Annotated in this window: 11 protein-coding genes and 3 pseudogenes; 5 read left to right on the top strand and 9 right to left on the bottom strand. The window is 65.8% G+C overall.

The window, feature by feature from the left end; translation table 11 throughout:
• Nucleotides 1-106: 106 nt before the first annotated feature.
• Nucleotides 107-487, bottom strand: a pseudogene (locus tag ACIBJI_RS20150) (ester cyclase); the annotation flags it as partial.
• A 117-nt stretch (nt 488-604) separates the two neighbouring features.
• On the opposite strand from ACIBJI_RS20150, the gene ACIBJI_RS20145 reads away from it, so the two are divergent.
• Nucleotides 605-4,021, top strand: a complete 3,417-nt coding sequence (locus tag ACIBJI_RS20145) for a protein kinase (RefSeq protein WP_364345885.1) — start codon at nt 605-607, stop codon at nt 4,019-4,021.
• Between the two features lie 386 nt (nt 4,022-4,407).
• Here the strand turns inward: ACIBJI_RS20145 and ACIBJI_RS20140 are convergent, their stop codons facing one another.
• A complete protein-coding gene (locus ACIBJI_RS20140) occupies nt 4,408-5,547 on the bottom strand; it encodes an acyl-CoA dehydrogenase family protein (protein WP_364345883.1) in 1,140 nt (379 codons plus the stop codon).
• Between the two features lie 96 nt (nt 5,548-5,643).
• Between ACIBJI_RS20140 and ACIBJI_RS20135 the strand changes: the two genes are divergently transcribed.
• A complete protein-coding gene (locus ACIBJI_RS20135; protein WP_364345881.1) occupies nt 5,644-6,228 on the top strand; it encodes a TetR/AcrR family transcriptional regulator in 585 nt (194 codons plus the stop codon).
• 82 nt (nt 6,229-6,310) lie between these two features.
• Entirely contained in the window at nt 6,311-7,432 is a 1,122-nt protein-coding gene (locus ACIBJI_RS20130) for a CapA family protein (RefSeq protein WP_364345879.1), read from the top strand.
• Here ACIBJI_RS20130 and ACIBJI_RS20125 read toward each other — a convergent pair.
• Both ACIBJI_RS20125 and ACIBJI_RS20120 read right to left on the bottom strand, forming a co-directional pair.
• Nucleotides 7,413-8,066 (bottom strand): annotated as a pseudogene (locus tag ACIBJI_RS20125) (dienelactone hydrolase family protein); the annotation flags it as partial. The gene ACIBJI_RS20130 and the pseudogene ACIBJI_RS20125 overlap by 20 nt on opposite strands.
• A gap of 73 nt (nt 8,067-8,139) precedes the next feature.
• Nucleotides 8,140-8,856 (bottom strand): carbonic anhydrase, encoded by a 717-nt coding sequence (locus ACIBJI_RS20120; RefSeq protein WP_364345877.1) that lies wholly within the window; start codon nt 8,854-8,856, stop codon nt 8,140-8,142.
• Nucleotides 8,857-9,047: 191 nt separating this feature from the next.
• Between ACIBJI_RS20120 and ACIBJI_RS20115 the strand changes: the two genes are divergently transcribed.
• Nucleotides 9,048-9,881, top strand: coding sequence for an FAD/NAD(P)-binding oxidoreductase (locus ACIBJI_RS20115; protein ID WP_364345875.1), 834 nt, complete (start codon nt 9,048-9,050; stop codon nt 9,879-9,881).
• A gap of 316 nt (nt 9,882-10,197) precedes the next feature.
• On the opposite strand, the gene ACIBJI_RS20110 is transcribed toward ACIBJI_RS20115, so the two are convergent.
• From ACIBJI_RS20110 to ACIBJI_RS20100, 3 genes and pseudogenes are all read right to left on the bottom strand, one after another.
• Entirely contained in the window at nt 10,198-10,533 is a 336-nt protein-coding gene (locus ACIBJI_RS20110) for a hypothetical protein (RefSeq protein WP_364346091.1), read from the bottom strand.
• A 144-nt stretch (nt 10,534-10,677) separates the two neighbouring features.
• Nucleotides 10,678-11,147 (bottom strand): annotated as a pseudogene (locus tag ACIBJI_RS20105) (molybdopterin-dependent oxidoreductase); the annotation flags it as partial.
• A 246-nt stretch (nt 11,148-11,393) separates the two neighbouring features.
• Nucleotides 11,394-16,856, bottom strand: a complete 5,463-nt coding sequence (locus ACIBJI_RS20100) for a carboxyl transferase domain-containing protein (RefSeq protein WP_364345873.1) — start codon at nt 16,854-16,856, stop codon at nt 11,394-11,396.
• A 340-nt stretch (nt 16,857-17,196) separates the two neighbouring features.
• Here ACIBJI_RS20100 and ACIBJI_RS20095 point away from each other — a divergent pair, with 340 nt between their 5' ends.
• Entirely contained in the window at nt 17,197-17,565 is a 369-nt protein-coding gene (locus ACIBJI_RS20095; protein WP_364345871.1) for a hypothetical protein, read from the top strand.
• 53 nt (nt 17,566-17,618) lie between these two features.
• On the opposite strand, the gene ACIBJI_RS20090 is transcribed toward ACIBJI_RS20095, so the two are convergent.
• Nucleotides 17,619-18,473: a hypothetical protein gene (locus ACIBJI_RS20090; protein WP_364345869.1), complete on the bottom strand. Its 855-nt coding sequence runs from the start codon at nt 18,471-18,473 to the stop codon at nt 17,619-17,621.
• Nucleotides 18,464-19,090 (bottom strand): hypothetical protein, encoded by a 627-nt coding sequence (locus ACIBJI_RS20085; protein ID WP_364345867.1) that lies wholly within the window; start codon nt 19,088-19,090, stop codon nt 18,464-18,466. The genes ACIBJI_RS20090 and ACIBJI_RS20085 overlap by 10 nt, the downstream gene beginning before the upstream one ends.
• Nucleotides 19,091-19,139: the final 49 nt, after the last annotated feature.

Raw genomic sequence — 19,139 nt, 5'->3', positions numbered from 1 at the left:
CGCTCGATCCTGAAACAGGGGCGACGGGAGTAACGCACGCATGCCGGGCAAGCGTGTTACGCGCGCCCGGTGCCCCGGTCGAATAAGTGCGGGTCGTGCGCGTTGACGAGAAGGAGGTCCGACTCGGCTTCGGATGGCTCGACATGCCGAGCAGTCCCCGCAGCACACGGAAGACCAGCGGCCACTTACGTGGGTCGCGCAGGATCACACCGCCGATGAGCTGTTTGAGCATCGACAGTGTGTCGAAGTAAATGCGCTCCACGATCAGGTTCTCGTTGTCGTCGAATACGAAGTACGCCGTCATCCGGGTGCGGTGCCGGGAACCGGCGGGCGGTATGCCGCCAAGCGGACCCAAATGTGTTCCAAGTAGCCAGAATTCGACGATTACCGCGTCGGCGCTGTGCCGCAACGCGATGATCTCGTGGTCCTGATCCGGAAATGCGACGCGGGTGTCGTGGTAGTAGCCGCGGACCTGAATCGACCGATCCGGACCGGCACTATTCCACTCTGGACAACGCCTCGTTACCGCCGTTCCACAACGGCGCTATGGTTGAGACACAGGTCGGGATGGATGCGCTGACGCGGAGGTGCCGCCGAATATTCGATGGACGAGCTAGACGAGGCCGCGACACAGCGCGACCGCCCAACCGGAATCCCGGCGGAACTAGCGGCGGCCGGATTCGGCGACGCGACCGAAATCGGCCGTGGCGGATTCGGCGTCGTGTATTGCTGCTACGAATACGCACTCGAACGCTACGTCGCGCTCAAATTGCTCAGATCCGAGGTCAGCGGCGACGAGCGCGAGCAATTTCTCCGAGAACAGCGGGCACTAGGTCGACTGTTCGGGCACCCCCATATCCTGCAGGTGCTACAGGTCGACATCACCGCCACCGGCCGCCCCTATATTGTCATGCCGTTCTACGCATGCGGCTCGCTGGAGACCGTGCTGCGGGATTCGGGACCACTGCGCTGGTCGGAGGTGCTTTCGATCGGCGTGAAGATGGCCGCGGCGCTGGCCGCCGCCCATGCGATCGGCATTGTGCATCGCGACGTGAAGCCCGGCAATATCCTGCTCACCGATTACGGTGAACCTCAGCTCGCCGACTTCGGCATCGCCCAATTCGGCGACGTCACCACGTCCTCCCTGCAGACCGTCCAGGGCACGCCCGCATTCACCGCACCCGAGGTGCTCAGCGGTGCGACGCCAACGCCGATCTCGGATATCTACGGCCTAGGCGCTACGTTGCACTGCTTACTGGCCGGGCGAGCAGCGTTCGCACGCCGCACCGGCGAACCGCTGCAAGTTCAACTGGCCCGCATCGCCACCGCCGCCATACCCAGTCTGCGCGATCAGCACATCCCCACGGCGGTGTGCGCGGCAATCGAGGCGGCGATGGCGGCGAAGCCGGACGAACGACCGACCTCGGCGATCGAGTTCGGGGAATGGCTGCGCCGGGTGCAGCACGAAACAGGCCTGGCGGTGGACGCACTGGCATTGCCGCCCACGGTCATCGAATCCGGTTCGGCCACGTCGGTTCCCGTGGCCTCGCACACCCCGGGTACGGTGACACCGCCCCCACCGCCCAGCACGGCAACAAAATTCCGGCCGCCGGCCGCACCCCATACGATGATTGCCCGCACCCGGCTGCTGGTGCTATTGCGTGGCGGCGGCGACCGACGACTCACGCTGATCCATGGACCGGCCGGATTCGGCAAGACCACCTTGGCTCTGCAATGGGCCACCGCGCTGGCGGCTGAGGACGTCCCGGTGGCGTGGCTGACCGCCGACCCCGACGACAACAATATCGTCTGGTTCCTTTCCCACCTGGTCGAGGCAATCCACCGCGTCGCTCCGGCGCTTGCGCGTGAACTCGGCACGCTGCTCGAGGAACGATCGTCCGACACGGCGAGATACGTGCTGTCCGCGCTGATCGACAAAATCCACTCGGGTGGACAAACGATGGTGTTGGTGATCGATGACTGGCACCGGGTGCACGGCGAAACCACCTGCGCCGCATTGGATTACCTACTCGAGCACGGTTGTCACCACCTGCGGCTGGTCATTGCGAGCCGGAGCAGAGCGTGCCTGCCGCTCAGTCGCATGCTGGTGCAAGACGAGCTGGTCGAAATCGATGTCGCGCAGCTGCGTTTCGATCCGCAGGAAACCGATGCTTTCCTGGCCGAGTCCGGCGGTTTGTCGTTGTCCACCGACGATGTGAGTCGCCTGCAGGAAACGACCGAAGGCTGGCCTGCCGCACTGCAATTGGCTTCGCTGTCATTGCGCGGCCACGATCATCCCGCCACGTTCATCGACCAGCTCACCGGCCGCCACCGGGCACTCGCCGATTACCTCGCCGAGAACGTGCTCGACTCACTCGAACCGCCACTGCTGGATTTCCTGCTGGACACGGCGATCACGGAGCGAATTTGCGCCGATCTCGCGATTCAGCTGACGGACCGATCCGACAGCCAGGAACTACTCGAAGAGATAGCCGACCGAAATCTATTCCTACGCCGCCTCGACGAAGAGGACCAGTGGTTCCAATATCACCACCTGTTCGCCGACTACCTGCGGCGCCGACTGGTCCGCCGTGATCCCGCACGCCTGGCACAACTGCACCGCCGTGCGGCCGAATGGTGCGATGAACACGAGATCGTCTCCGCCGCAGTCGATCACGCACTGGCCGCCGGTGATCCGGACTACGCCGCGAATATGGTCGAACGACGGGCCATGGACCTCATCGAAGGCTCCCGCATGGCGACGTTCCTCGGCTTGCTGACGAAACTGCCGCAACCCTCGGCGCAGGCACGACCAAGGCTGCAGATCTGCCGGGCCTGGGCCAACGTCGGACTGCAACGCTCGGAACAGGTTCAGCTTGCGCTGGAAGACTTATATGCCGAACTGGATGCCGGTGCGGCGACCGGTACCGAGGCGACCAAGCTGCGAGTAGAGGCGGAAACGGTTGCGGGTGCCGGACAATTCGTCACCGACCGATTCGATGGTCTGCCGGAGCTGCTGGCCCGGCATCTCGAGGATGCCGACACACCGTTCACCGCCACGAACGCCGCGAATCTCGCGTCCATCGATGCGCTCAACCGTTTCGACTTCGCCGAGGCCCGCCGCTGGCAACAATGGGCAGCTCCATATCACCGTCGCAGCAAAGGCGCGTTCGGGGTGATGTACGGCAGGTGCGTCGCCGGCCTCGCGGCCCTCGAGCAGCTCGACATCGCCGCCGCCGAAGAGCATTTCGATGCCGCCATCACCCGTACGCGACGCGGCCGCTCGCAAACCTACGGTTCACGGATGTCCGGTGCCCTCCTCGGCTCCATCCGCTACGAGCAGAACCGCCTCGACGAAGCCGAGCAACTACTCGATTCCAGCGCTGATCTCGGCCGCCACGGCGGCGCCGTCTGGTTCCTGCTCGCCAGCTTCGGCACCGGCGCACGCATCAAAGCAATACGCGGCGACCTCGCCGCCGCCGAACAACGCATTACCGAGGGGGCGGAAATCGCGGAGCACGAGTCACTGCCGCGCTTGGCCGCCCGCATGGTCAACGAGCGCATCCGCCTCGGTCTGCCGATTCCACTCGAAACTCGCGACGCGCTCCGGCAGCTGCCGCCATACCGCAAGCAGAACACAATGATTCACGCCGGAATCGCCGAACTCGAACAAGACTCCGCGATCCGGCTGCTGTTGGCCGATCGCTCGGCTGATCAAGCCTGCGATCGAGCCGAGCAGATGGTGCGCGTGATCGAAACCCAGCAGCGCCCAAGAGCATTCATCCAAGCGCAACTGTTGCGGGCGGGCTGCCTGTGGGTCGCCGGACGCCGACGGACCGCCGCGGAGACCGCACTACCCGCGTTGATGCTGTGCGCCGAGCACGGCCTCGTCCGCACCGCAGCCGACGGGCCACACATCTCGGCGATCGCGACCGAAACGCGCTACGACGACGCACCGCCGATCATGCAATTCCTAGCACTGCTCAGGGCAGTAGCGGATACGTCACCATCGGTCCGATGACACCACCGCTACCCGCTCAGCTCCGGACCACCCGCCGAGTTCGATCTGCGTCACGCGCGGACCGAACTGGCGCACCGGGGGAATCGTGGTCACCATGTGGGCAACCATGACTCGCTCGCTCGAGCACACGTGGATGTCACCGGGAAATCGCACGAAATCACCCGCGGCGAGGTCAACGGGTGTCGTTGAGCGGCCCGGTACGCAGCTTGCCGGTCAGTTGAAACGAAGTCATATTCGGCAGAGGCCCACCGCAACCGCAGCGAACGACGAAGAAGCCGAAAGCCCTTCGGCCATGACCGGTGACAACCGGATTCGAGACGTACCCGCCGCAGCGTGCCACCTGATCACCGCGGTACCGAACAGAGCGGCACCGCCAGCACAGCCCGTCAATGCGCGAGGCTGCGTGCTATGACCAGTCGCTGAATCTGGTTGGTGCCCTCGAAGATTTGGGTGATCTTGGCTTCGCGCATGTACCGCTCGACCCGGAAGTCGCGGGTATAGCCGTAGCCGCCGAATACCTGGACCGCGTCGGTGGTGACCTTCATGGCCGCGTCGGTGGCGATCAGTTTGGCCACACTCGCCTGCCGTGAGTACGCCAGGCCCGCATCGCGTCGACGCGCGGCATCGAGATAGGTGGCGCGGGCCGAATCGACCGCGGCAGCCATATCAGCCAGTAGGAACCCGAGACCCTGATGTTCGATGATCGGCTTGCCGAATGCCGAGCGCTCCTTGGCGTAGGCGACGGCTTCGTCGAGCGCGGCCTGAGCCAGTCCGGTCGCGACGGCGGCGATACCGAGCCGACCGGAATCCAGCGCACTCAAGGCGATCTGGAGGCCTTGCCCCTCCGTACCGATCCGACGCTCGACGGGCAGGAACGCGTCGTCGTAGTGCGCGGTCGTAGTCGGCACCGCGTGCAGTCCCATCTTCTGCTCGGGCTTGCCGAAGGTCAGGCCGATGGTCTCACGCGGTACCAGGAAGCAGGAGATGCCGCGCGGCCCCCCGCCCGTGCGCGCGAACAGGTTGTAGAAGTCGGCGATGCCGCCGTGGGTGATCCAGGCCTTGGTGCCGTTGACGAGATAGCCGCCATCGACCGGAGCGGCCTTGCAGGCCACTGCGGCGGCATCTGATCCGGCCTGCGGCTCGGAGAGGCTGTATGCGCCGATCGTGTTGCCGCCCAACATCTCCGGCAGCCAACGCCGCTTCTGCTCCTCGGTGCCGAATGCCAGCATCGGATGGCAGGCCAGGCTGTGCACACTGACCGCCACCGCGATCGCCGCCCACCGCGCGGCGATCTCCTCGAGGACCTGCAGATACACCTCGTACGGCTGGCCACCGCCGCCCCATTCGACCGGGTACGGCAGGCTCAACAACCCGGCCTCCCCCAGCCTCGCGAACACACCATCGGGATAGCTCTCGGCCCGCTCGCATTCATCGACGATCGGGGCGAGGACCTTATCGGCGATGTCGCGGGTCAGCTGGATCAATTCCCGGGCTTCGGTGGTGGGCAGCAGACGTTCGACGGCCACAAGACTCCTCGCCTACGTATAGCAGTACTGAATTACTATGTACAGTACTGGTCGTACCTCGGTACTGCAAGAGACGCTTCAGTACTATTCGCTGCTATGGACCAGCTCACACACGGCGGATTCGCCACTCGGCGGCGTACCGAACTGTTCGACGCGCTGGTCGACCTGTTTCTGACCGAGGGATTCGCGCATCTGACCCTCGATGAGATCGCCGCGCGACTGCGTTGCTCCAAATCGACCCTCTACACCCTGGCGGGCAGCAAGGAACAGCTGGTCCGGGCCGCGACCGTGCACTTCTTCCGCCGCGCCACCGACGATGTGGAGGCCGGTATCGCGCCGATCGCCGATGCCCGTGAGCGCATCACCGCCTACCTGTCCGCGGTCGGTACCGCCCTGGCCGCCGCCTCCGACCGGTTCATGGCCGACTTGAGCGGTTTCGCGCCCGCGCGGGAGATCTACGAGAAGAACACCAGGATCGCCGCCCGCCGGGTCCGCGAACTCATCGATGAGGGGGTCGCGGCGGGCGAATTCCGTGACGTCCACGCCGCCTTCGCCGCCGATATGGTCGCCACCATGATGGTCCGCATCCAGCAGGGCGGGGTGCGCGAACACACCGGACTCGACGATGCCGACGCCTACCGCGAGTTGGCCGCCATCCTGACCGCGGGCATCAGCGCCTAGCGGGGCGACATCCTTCTCGAACCCGGTGACGCGGCGCGGACATCGCCATTTACACCGCCGCGCATTGAACGATGTGGCGGACATGATCGACAATGGTGGCATGGCGACGGTGCTGCTGGGCGGCGACGTCATGCTGGGCCGTGGGGTGGACCAGATTCTCCCGCACCCCGGTGATCCGACGCTGCACGAACGGTATATCGAGGATGCGCGGACGTATGCGGAGTTGGCTGAGCAAATAAGCGGTGAATTTGCCCGCCCGGTGGATTTCGGTCACCCATGGGGTGAGGTCCTGCCGATACTTGCGCAGCTCGCCCCGCAGGTGCGATTGCTCAATCTGGAAACCGCGATCACCGCCGATGGCGCCTTCGCAGCCGGCAAGGGCATCCACTACCGCATGAATCCAGCCAATATTCCGGTGTTGACCGCAATCGCGCCGGTCGTCTGCGCGCTGGCCAACAACCACATTCTCGATTTCGGTGTCGAAGGGCTGGCGGACACGGTGGAAACACTCGATACCGCGCGCATCCAGCGCGCCGGGGCGGGCGTGGATTTCGACGAGGCCCGGACCCCGGCGATATCGGAACTCGATGACGGACGACGAGTGGTAATCGTCTCGGTCGGCGCGGGATCGAGTGGGGTCCCGAACCATTGGGCGGCTGGCCGCGATCGGCCGGGGCTGTGGTGGATCGGAGACGCGCCGAATATTCGCGCCGCCGAGGAGGTGGCGGCAGAAGTATTGGCGCACAAGCGCAATGGCGATATCGCGATCGTTTCCGTACATTGGGGGCCCAACTGGGGCTACGGGGTGCCGCGGAGCGAAAGGCAGTTCGCGCATCGATTGATCGATGCCGGAGTCGACCTCGTGCACGGGCATTCCGCACACCATCCACGGCCGATCGAGATCTATCAGGGCAAACCGATTCTGTACGGGTGCGGTGACGTCATCGATGATTACGAGGGCATCCGCGGCTATGAGCGGTACCGCCCGGAGCTTCGCCTGCTCTATCTGGTGTCCATCGATCCCGGCGTGATGCAGACGCGAATGATTCCACTGCGGATTCGGCACATGCGCCTGGAGTCGGCCGCGCGCGATGAATCTCGATGGCTGTGCGAGACGATCGAGCACATCAGTCACGACTTCGGCACCCGGGTCGCACTGCGCCCCGACGACCTACCGGTGGTGTTCAAGACCGCACGACGCTGAGGTTGCCGCGGAACCAGTCGCGAGCCAGATCCGCCACCTGCTCGAGCGCACCGGGCTCCTCGAACAGGTGCGTCGCACCGGGGACGACGTCGATCTCGCTCGGACACGGCATCCGCAGTTGGGCCTCGCGATTGAGCTCCAGCACGTACTGATCGTTACCGCCGACGATGAGCAGCGTCGGCGCCCGGACGTGCGCCAGTCGCGCACCGGCCAGGTCCGGGCGACCGCCACGGGAGACGATGGCCGCGATCTCGGTGCCGGGTTCGGTCGCCGCCCACAGTGCGGCACCGGCACCGGTGCTCGCCCCGAAATATCCGGTCGGAAGGCCGCTCAGGACCGGCCGCGTGCGCAGCCCACGAGTCACCGCGACGAGACGCTCGGCGAGCAGCTCGATATCGAAAACTCGTGCACGGTCGCCCTCCTCGGTCGCGGTCAGCAGGTCGACAAGCATCGTCGCGAGTCCCGCTCGGTTGAGTACATCGGCGACCAGCCGATTCCGCGGACTGTGGCGACCGCTGCCGCTGCCGTGCGCGAAGACGACCAGACCGGTGGGGCTCTGTGGGACGGCCAGTATCCCCGTCAGCCGGATGGACTCCGACGACACGATGACTTCTTCTGTCCGCGCCAAGGGATCGGATGCGGAGGACAGCATCGAACACCTCCTGCTATCCGGACTACCCGCCCGGTCGGTCGTATGCAAGCCGCGGTCAGGCCGGGGCTCCGTCGAGAACTTCGACCCGCCCGGTGTCGAGGTTGTAGTAGGCGCCCACGACCGAAACAGCGCCACGTTCCACCATCGGCGCGAGGTCGTTGTTGCGTCGCAGATCTTGTGCGGTCAACTCGATCTGGATGCGGCTCATCGTTTCGACCGGGTCGGTGCCCGGCGAATCCATCCGCTCGTATGCCGGTCGCAGTGCCTCCACAATCGACTGCAGATTGCCCGGCAGCGACGTGCCCTCCTGCAGTGCCTTGTATGCCGCGGCCACCGCACCGCAGCGCTGGTGCCCGAGGACCATGATCAATGGGGAGCCACTGGTCATCGGCCCGTATTCGACGGAACCGGTCACGACGGGTCCCACCGCAAGACCGCCGGTACGCATCACGAACAAATCGCCGAGCCCGGTGTCGAACACCAGCTCCGGCGGGACGCGCGAATCGATACAAGCCAGCACGACGCCGTACGGCTGCTGATCCCGGGCCAGCAACTCGCGCCGATCCGGATCGCGGTCAGGATGGTCCAGATTGCCATCGATCCAGCGGCGATTACCTGTCATCAGCCTGTCGAAGGCCGCCTTCGCGGTCTGCGGCGGCGACTGCGTCGTTGGGACCTGATCGGATGACTGATCTCGCCCGCAACCCGCCATCAAGGCGGTCGTCGCAGTAAGGGTGCCGACCAGAACGGTTCGGCGATCGAGCACACCCATGTTTTCACCTCCGTGCTCGGGTGGATCTGCATCGGTTACGAGAACGGCGAACGGTGCCACAGCAATCGCCGCAAGTATGCGCGCGGCTTGAAAGCCGGGTTCCATCCGGCTAGCGAGGCGCGCACAATGGATACGCAATCAATGGATTGAAACGGCCGGCGACGCACTGACTCGCGGGAAAGCGTTCAACCATGTCCATCCCCGAGAACGTTCGAACGCCGACGGTGCTCATCCTCGGAGCCGGGTTCGGCGGGCTGGAACTGGCCGCCTGCCTGTCCGAGTCAGTGCCCGGCGAGGTTCGAGTGGTACTCGTCGACCGTAACAACGGGTTCACATTCGGTTTCTCGAAATTGGAAATCCTTTTCCACGACCGGACTCCGGAATCCGTGCGGGTCAGCTACCGCGACCTGGTCCGTCCCGGCGTCGAGTTCCGGCAGGAGCAGGTCACCGCGATCGACCCGCAGACCCGTCACGTGGACACCGACCGCGCCAGTTACGACCCGGACTTTCTGGTTGTCGCTTTGGGCGCCGATTACGACCCCGCCGCTACCCCGGGGTTCGTCGCGGACGGTCACGAGTACTACTCGATCCCGGGAGCGTGCCGACTGCGCGATCGGCTGGCCGGTTTCGACGGTGGCACCATTCTCATCGCGATATTGAGCGTCCCGTTCAAGTGCCCGCCCGCACCCTATGAGTGCGCGATGCTGCTGCACGAATTACTGAGCCGGCGTGGCATCCGCGACCGTACTCGCATGCATGTGCTGACCCCGATGGACTTACCGATCCCGGTCTCCGCGGACACCTCCGCCGCGCTTGTCGAGGCGCTCGGGCGACGTGGAATCGACTACTCTCCGGGGCAGCGGGTCCATGCGCTCGACCCGAAGAACCATATCGCCCGGACTGGCGCGGGCGACCTCGCCTACGACCTGTTCATCGGCATCCCGACCCATTGCGTCGTACCCGTGGTCGAGGCATCCGGGCTGACCGTCGACGGCGGCGACGGCTGGATCCACGTCGACCCGTGAACCCTCGCCACCCCCTATCCGGGCGTCTACGCCATCGGCGACTGCGCGGACGCTCCGGTTCCCCGCGCCGGGGTTTTCGCCGAAAACGCCGCACGCACGGTTGCAGCGCACATTGCCGCGCAACTGCACCGAACACCCGCGCCCGGGAAGTATCTCGGGCAGGGTTCCTGCTACATCGAATTCGGGGACGGACTCGTCGGCAAGGTAGACGCCGACTTCCTTTCCGGACCGAAGCCGGCCGCACCGTTCGTCACACCCTCGGCCGAATTGGCGACCGAGAAGGCCGAATTCGCTGCAACACGGGTTCGGCGCTGGTTCACCGGACCGTGACCGGGACTTCCTGAATCAGGTTGTTCCCCAGGCCCTGTCGGTTCCAGAATTGCTCGGCCGGTTGCACATTCCCTTCCGCATCGGTGGCGCGGCAGCTCAGTCGGCACTCGCCCGGTCGCGCATCCCAGGTGTAACTCCAACTGCGCCAGGCGAATTCGGCGACGCCGCGCTCCAATTGAGCGTCCTGCCAGCGGCCATCGACACCGACTTCCACGCGGACCACGGGCGAGGTGCCACACCACGCGCGGCCGCGGAGCAGGACCGCACCGGCGTCGACCGTGCGTCGCCCACTCGGGTAGTCGGGAATGCCAGGCGGAATCATCAACGCACGCACCTTGATTCGCGATACCGGTAGCCCCGGATCGTCCGCGTCGCGTTGGTAGCGATAGGCCACCGCCTGTTGTAACCCGGTGAAGGGCCGGTCGACGACTTCGATATTCCGCAGCCATTTGACGCTCGTCATGCCGTACCACCCGGGGACGAGCAGTCGCAGTGGGAAGCCGTGCTGTGGTGGGAGCGGTGTGCCGTTCATTTCGTAAGCGAGCAGAATTTCGGGTCTGCGGCATTCGCTGATGCTCAGGGAGCGTTGATAGTTGTGCTCCACTTTGTCCTGGAATCCGCGATCGGCGCCGGTGAATACGACCTCGACCGCTTCGTCCCGGATACCGCAGTCGTCGAGAATCCCACCCAGTGCGGTGCCCGTCCACGCCGCCGTGCCGATCGCCTCAGACCCCACGGTTGGCTGACGTTGCGCGGGTCCATTCTCGTGCGCCCATTACCCGCGCATTCGAGGGTGACCGGAATCGTCGTCGCCGGTCGCGATCTGATGTCGTCGAGCGACAGCTCCAGTCCACGCTTGACGTATCCGGTCACCCGCAACCGCCATGACGATGCGTCGATCTCCGGGATATCGAAATGAATCAGCAAGTAATGCATGCCGATGGGCGTGATGTCGTACCGCATGCCCTCCAGTTGCATGCCGTGATTGCGCGTCGCCAGCGCGAGTTCGTCGAAGCGGACGCCTTGGGCGCGCGAAACAAGTTCGGTCATCGGCTCGGCCGATCTTCTGATCGAGATGGAACAGCTGTCGGTGTCAGTGTATGACCGCCCGAAGAAACAACAGTCGGCCTATTCGGGGCGCGATGTTGCCCCGAATAGGCCGACCGTTTCAGCGATCAAAGATCAGGCGGGCAGTCCCACCTCGATGGCCTCGATGATGCGCGGGCGAAGTTCGGCGGCGCGGATGATGGCATCGACCGAACCGACCTCGACAGCGCGCTGAATATTGTGCACGCGGTCGAACTCCGCTGCGACCTCACCGAGTTTCTCCGTGCGAACCGAAGACCGGACCTCGTCGCGTTCCGCTGTCAGTGCCGCACGGTCGGCGCCGAGCGCGTTCGCGGCGCGTGCCTCGAGATCGCGCACCCGCGGATCGGCTGCCGTACGGGCATTGACCTCACCGGCGAACACCACCGCGGCCGCGGGGGCGCCGCCGAGTACCGAAGCGAACGAGCCTTCCAGCGCCAGCACGGTCATATTCGGGTTGAGCAGCTTCGAGAACACCACGAAGGCGCCACCGTGATAGCGCGAGATCACGCAGAACACGATGGGGCCCTGGAAGTTGACGATCGCTCGGCCGATCTCGGCACCGTACTCGAGCTGCAACTTCCGCATCGATTCCGGTGAGCCGTCGAAGCCCGACAGATTCGCCAACACCACAAGCGGCCGATTGCCGCTGGCCGCGTTGATCGCCCGCGCGGCCTTCTTCGAAGACTGCGGGAACAACGTGCCAGCCGTGTAGGTGTCCGGGCCGTCGGTGGACGGGTAGCCGCGGCGCGGCACTCCCCTGGACTCGATGCCCAGCAGGCACACCGGAATACCGCCGAGCCGCGCATCCTGTACGACGGCCGTCTCGGCGTCGGCCATCCCGGCCCAGCGTTCCAGCACCGGGTGGTCCTGATCGGCCACGGCTCGCATAACGGTCCGGATGTCGAACGGCTTCTTGCGGTCGGGGTTGGCGGTGGCGGAGAAGATCTCGCCGACCGTGGTGAAGTCGCTGCCCGCCACGACATGCGGGAAGTCCGAGACGTCGCGATCGATGGGGTCGCTGGTGTCCGACCGCCGCGGCGACTGCTCGCCCGGCGCCACATAGGTGTGGTCGTAGTGCGACATCAGCACATCTCGCGCGGCGAGCAGATTAGGCGCCCAGTACTGCGCCTGCCCGTTCGGGCCCATCACCCGGTCGTAACCGCCGATACCGAAGTTGTCCTCGGCCGACACGCCGCCGGAGAAGTCCAGCGCCTGCTTGCCGGTGAGCACCATCGCCGAGTCCGGCGTCATCACCAGGATGCCCTTGGTATGCATGAGCATCGTCGCCTCGGCGTTCCAGTACGGCTGCGCGCCGACGTTGATCCCCGAGACCACGATGTTGATCTCGCCGCCGTCCTGGGTGAATTCGACGATCCGCTTGAGCGCCGCCGCCACCCAGTCCATGTTCTCGGTGCCGGACTGCATCGAGATCCGGGCGCCGGAGGACAGCGCGTACCACTCCAGCGGCACCTGCATCCGTTCGGCCAGGTCCATCGCGGCGATCACGCGACGGCACTCCGGCTCCGAAAGCGCACCGAGCGATTTCGTCGGATCACCGAGCAGCACCACTCTGCTGATGCCGTCCGGATACTGCTCGGTCGCCGTGGTGACCACGCCCGCGACGATCGCGGCCTTATTGCGTCCCTTGGGCCGGTCGACCGGCACGAGCGTGTGATCGGAATCCAGGTCGTACTCGGCGAATTCACCGAGCAGAGCGGTCAGCTCGTACGGGTACACGGTGTTGCGGCTGCTGGCCCGCAGCACCTTCTGCCGGTACTCGTCGATCGGCTCGACCGCCTCGTCGGACCGCTCACCAATGGTCACCTCGGTGCCGCCAGTGGCGTCGAAGGCGATGCGCACGGCGACCTTGATCAGCTCGCCGGTCTTCGGGTGGCGATGCCGCGCGATGAGCAGGATCTCCTCCAGCCCGGCGCCCGCGGTCGTCGGCCGCACCCGATCGACGATCATCTCCAGCTCGGCGCGGGTCATCTCGACCGGCGGCCAGATGTACATCACGATGCGGTTGGTGTGGAACCGCTTGGCCGAGGGCCGCTGCGACTGCGCGCGGCGGATCGAATCCAGGCAGGCGGCAATGGTGCTCTCGGCGGTCGGCAGCGCCAGCAGCCGACCGTCGTGCTCGCGCAATGCGGCCAAGTCTCGTACCTGCGCGAATGCGACGAGACGCTCGTCGGACGCATTCTCCTTCGCGATGCACCGGAACAGGTAGACCTCCTCGTCCGAGGACGGGAGCCGAGTGAGGTCGAACTTGCGCAACCGCTTCATCTGCATCCGCTCCGCGATGTACGGATGCAGGCCGCGGATCAACCGCTCCTCGACCATGCCGGTCGCGGACGGACGGAAGGTGAAGTGATGGTGCATCACCGCACCGCCGCTCCCCGCGACAGTGGCGGTGATCCGGTGGATCTGGTTCGGCAACCGCCGCGCACCGAGCACTTCCTGCAACGCGGCGGCCATCGCGTCGAAGTCCTCCGGCTGCTTCTCCCAGCTCAGGTAGATGTCGGCCTCGATGGAGGAAGTCACGCTCGCCAGCTCGGTGAGACCGCGCAGCACAGTGTCGAGCGCATCGAAACTCACCGCCGCCGAAACCAAGCTCAGGCCCCGACGTTCGGCGATCACGAACGTGCACCCACCGGCCTCCCGGGTGTGCACACCGGTCAGACCCTTGTTCCCGTAGTACCGGCGGGTCAGCACCTCGAGCATGGCGGTGTTGTCGGCACTGCCGCGCACCAGGCGCTGACCGAGCAGCCGCACCAGCGGCTCGGTACTGCGGACCATCTCGGAGATGCGCTCGGCGCGATCCGCCGTCTCCGGGTGCGCATCGAGGTGGCTCAGCTGCTTACGGACATTGGTGTAGACGCGGGCACGATTGCGCCGCAGCAGCGGCTGGCCGAACCAGGAGTACACCAGGCCACGGGTGAGGTCGGCGATCACGGGGAAGCGCACCTGTGTCGCGGTAACCAGCCGCTCCAGTGCCAGACCGACCGGCTCCCGCAGCGCCCGGTCCGGCACCGGCTCGCCCAGCCACTCGCGCAGCAAGGTGGTGATGACGGTGACGGTGTCGGATGGCCGTTGCTGGGCGAGGAAGATCCGGAAGACCGCGGCTTCGAGCTCAGGGGAACGATCCAGTTCGGTGACGCCGTAATGCCCGAGTGCCTTGGCGAGCTCGGCCTGGTACGACTCCGGCAGTCCGGCCCGCTCGACATCGAGGCTCTGCAGGTAGGTGTGGAAGTACTCGCGGGCGCTGTGGACGTGGCCCTGGACGCCGTCCTCATTCCACGACCGGTTGTGGCTCAGCTCGGACAGGTCGGAGAACACCTGCACGAGTTCGATCTCATCGGCAAGGGGCCTGCGGTTGTCCGCGATGGCCGCCCGGCGCACGGCGAGGTAGTGGTCGAGCACCCGGCGCTCGTCATGCGGGTCGACGTCGAAGCCGAGCAGCAAGCTGCGCAGGTCCTGCAGGCTGCGGGCGATGCCGTCGTGCACGCGGTCCGGCGCGGGCTCGTCGGGCAGGTCCAGTTCGACCGACGCGACCTCCACGGCGTCTGCGGCCTCATCGTCCTCGGCGAGCGGCTCCAGCCGCAGCAGCGGCGCGCCGGTCTCGACCTGGGTGCCGACGGTGACAGCGGATTCCTTCAACCGAGCCCGGAACGGCGCGCGCAGCACCGTTTCCATCTTCATGCTCTCGAGTACCAGCACCGGTGCGCCCGCCTCGACCTCGGCACCGACCTCCAGCGGGGTGGCAACGACCAGCGCGGGGGCGGGCGAGCGGACGACGCCACCCTCGTCACGGCTGATCCGATGCGTCACACCGTCGACATCGACCAGGTGGATCGGCCCATGCGTACCGGTGATCACCCGGTAGCGGACGCCGTTGACCACGATCTGCCCGGTGTGGCGGTCGAAGCGCTCGAGATCAATATCCGCGGCACGCATCTCGCCACCCGCTTCGATGCCGACGCGGAACCGGTGCGCACCGATCCGTGCGACGCGCACACGGTAGCCGACGCCACGCAACTTCAGGTCGTGCGGGCGACCGCTCTGGTGCTGCACCTGGGGCCGTCCACCGGCCGCCGTGGACAACAGCCGGTGCCGCTCGACCCGCTCTTCCTCTTCGTAGGCATCGATGGCGGCGACGGCCACCGCGACCGCGGAGTGTTGATGCGATACGAGGCGTCCCTCGGCGCGCACGCGGTCGATCCAGCCGGTGTCCGCGCTGGCGTCGATCACCTCGGGCTGGTTCAGCAGATCGAGCACGAAGCTCTTGTTCGTCGCCCCGCCCTCGATGACGACCCTGGTCTGCGACATTGCCCGGCGCAGCCGGCCCAGCGCTTGCTCGCGGTCTCGTCCGTAGGCGATGATCTTGGCGATCATCGAGTCGAAGTCGGCAGGAATCGTGTCGCCCTCGCTGACGCCGGTGTCGACGCGAATGCCGGGCCCGGCGGGCAGATCCAGCCGCGCGATGCGGCCCGGCGCGGGCGCGAAGTCGCGGTCCGGATCCTCGGCGTTGAGCCGGGCTTCGATCGCGTGCCCGCGTTCGGCCGGAGCTTCGCCCTCGAGCTTGCCGCCCGATGCCACCAGCAGCTGCGCCCGAACCAGGTCGAAACCGGTGGTGTACTCGGTGATCGGGTGTTCGACCTGCAGGCGAGTGTTGACCTCGAGGAATGCGAACAGCTCGTCACCCGGGTGGTACAGGAACTCGACGGTCGCCGCGCCGCGATACTGAACCGCGATCGCCAAGCGCTCGGCCGACGCCTTGAGTTCGGCCACCTGCTCGGGACGCAGCACCGGTGACGCCGACTCCTCGATGACCTTCTGATTGCGCCGCTGCACCGAGCAGTCGCGGACGCCGAGCGCCCATGCGGTGCCCTGGCCGTCCGCGATCACCTGGACCTCGACGTGCCGGGCGCCGGTCACCAGCCGTTCCAGGAAGACCACGCCGCTGCCGAAGGCGCGCGCGGCTTCCTGACGGGTGCGTTCGTAGGCATCGACGAGTTCGGCCTCGTTCGTCACCACCCGGATACCACGGCCGCCACCACCGGCGGTCGCTTTCAGCATCAACGGGTAGCCGATCTCGGCGGCGGCCGCGAGCGCGGCGTCCACGGTCTCGACCGAACCGCGGCTCCACGGCGCGACCGGCACGCCGACTTCCTCCGCGATCAGCTTCGCGCCGATCTTGTCACCGAGCTTGCGCATGGCCTCCGGACTGGGGCCGATGAAGGTGACGCCGATCTGCTCGCACAGCTCGGCGAATGCCGGATCCTCGGCGACGAAACCCCAACCGACCCAGGCGGCGTCGGCCTTGGTCGTGACCAGAGCGCGCTCGAGCGCCTTCAGATCCAGATACGGACGCGCGGACGCCGGACCGAGGTCATAGGCGATATCGGCCTCGCGCACGAATGTCGCGTTCCGATCGACATCGGTGTGCAACGCGACGGTTTCGATCGGTCGCCCGGTCTCCGCGGCCAGATCTCGGACGGCATGGATGAGCCGCATAGCGGCCTCTCCCCGGTTCACGATGGCGATGCGGCTGAACACTCGCCAACTCCTTCCACTCCACAGCACTGGCCCGGTCGGGCGACGGTTTGCGACTGCCGGTCCCGCGTAGTCTGCACCCTTACTGCGCGCAATTACACAGCGTCAGGTGGTTACCCGCGCGTATCATCGGAAATTTCTCATTTGTGTCTATGACACTAGTGGCGGAATTCCTCGGCCGGCAGGATTCCAGTACCGTACCCGTGATCGGGTCGTAGCCGGGTTACGTGTCGATCAAAGCAATCAAACGAGAGGGAGCGTCGATTCGCGCCCGACCATCGTCAGATGCGTTGACCTGCAGCCTCTCTCTCGTTCTCGTGCGCAGTGGTGGGAGGTGATCTGTGTGGCCGACATTCTCGATATACTGCACGCGCGCTGCGCCGAGGTCGCGGGCGAGGCGATCCTCTCCGGAGAGGAGCACCCGACCCTCACCCTGTCCACACGTGAGGTCGCCGATCTGCTCAATCGTGTGGCCGACCTGCGCGGCCGCTGCCACGACATCGACCTCGCCTATCGCGACCTCGACCACCGGTACACCGTGCTCCGCCGCGCCACCAGCGATGCCACCGCATCGTTGGATCGGATCCGCACCACGCTGGAGCAGCGCACCGCGCACCCGGAAGCTCATACGCGCCAGGCCTGCAGCATCGCCCGTTTCGCCGCCGAAAACCTCACCGCCGCACGACTGGGCACGACGACGTCCGGCCCATAATGCGGTCAGCGGACGCGCGATAGCACCAGGCCGAGTCCGGCGACGCTGAACGACTACGCGGTGACCGTGACGTCAGTGTCGGTGAAACGGCGTCCATTCAGATGGTCTGTTATGAAGTGTCGGATCGGTTCGGGTTGGTCTACAAGGCTGTTCGCGATCGCGGCCGGGACCTCAATGGTGCCGTCGAGGTGACGGGGCTGATCGCTGATCCCCCGCTGCTGCGGCATTTGGCGTAGTCCGTCGACGGTATGCAGGATCAGGTCGAGTCGAAGGTCGCCGCCGAAGTCGAGGCGCAATAGCGTAGGTGTCACCGCGATGTCGAAGGCATCGATGGTGGCCATCCAGCCCCGGTCCGAACGCTCCGTATATGTGTATGGCGATGGTGCCGCCAGGGTTTCGAGTGTGTGGTCGGCGGCAGTGTCGTTGCCGGGGCCGGTCCACAGCGGTGTGCCGTAGCGGCTGCTCCAGTTCCAGTCTCGCGGTGCGCTCAGCGCGTGGTCCATGGTGAAGAATCGGCGGTCGCGGTCGATCGCCATCACCTCGTCGTCGTCCGCCGACACCCCGGAGATGCGGCCATCCATACCGCCCGGGAGTGGGAGAATGTGCCAATCCTCTTGTTCCGCAGCATCTTTCACGAAGATGCGGCCGTCACGGACGGCGAAGGACCAGCGGCGGTTGAACGATTCGGCGGTGGTGCGGAAATACACCTGCGCGGGCAGTGCAATGTCGGCGGGCGGTAACACTTCCAGACCGACACTGGACCGGTCGCTTGCGCCCTCAGGAGTTCCCACGGTGCCGAGCAAGGTACAGGGCGTATGTTCGGCAGTCGCGGAATGCGCGGTGATGCCGGTGAATACGAGCGTGAGCGCGGTGGTGAGCGCGAATCGAGCGAGAGTGTTCACAACCATCCCAGCGAGCCGAAAGCAATGAGAGCCACCGCGTCGAGCCCCAGGATCGCCCCGGCTGCCAAGGCCTTGGCGCGCACGGTGGGCAGATCGTGCACCCAGAAGCAGGCCGCGAAGAACGGGACGTAGCCGATCAGCCAGATCAGCGGCGGGAAGCCTGCCTGCCACCAGGACCAGTCCCAGGTCAGCACACCGATCTTGTTGAGCACGATCTCGACGCCAACGGCCAACGCCGCATTCACCGCCACCAGCACCGGACGGTTGGGCAGCCCGAACACGCGCATCTCGCGTGGCGGCAGCAACTTCGCCGCCGCCACGCCCATGATCGCGAACATGAAGCAGATCTCGATATTGAGCCCGATCAAAATTTGATAGGCGGTCGGCCCGACCGCGCCCCACACTGGCGCGCGATCGGTGACATGGAAGACCACGGCGTTCCAGATCTCGTTGAACCAGTCCATCCCCCACAGCGCCAGCCCACCGAACAGCACATTCCAGTTCCGGCGCTCGACCTCGGTGGCATACACGTAAACCACGATCAGCAACAGCGGGATCACATACCACTTGAACTGGCTCGAATCACGAACCAACTCCAGCGCCGCACGGGCGTTATCGGTCACTGGCCAGCCCCTCTTCCGATGACCGCGAACCCCGGAGAGTTTGTTACAT

The sequence above is a fragment of the Nocardia sp. NPDC050408 genome (genome assembly GCF_044458905.1).
Lineage (GTDB): Bacteria > Actinomycetota > Actinomycetes > Mycobacteriales > Mycobacteriaceae > Nocardia.
The sequence above is the reverse complement of the archived record's forward strand: the minus strand, read 5'-3'. Positions and strand labels throughout refer to the sequence as shown.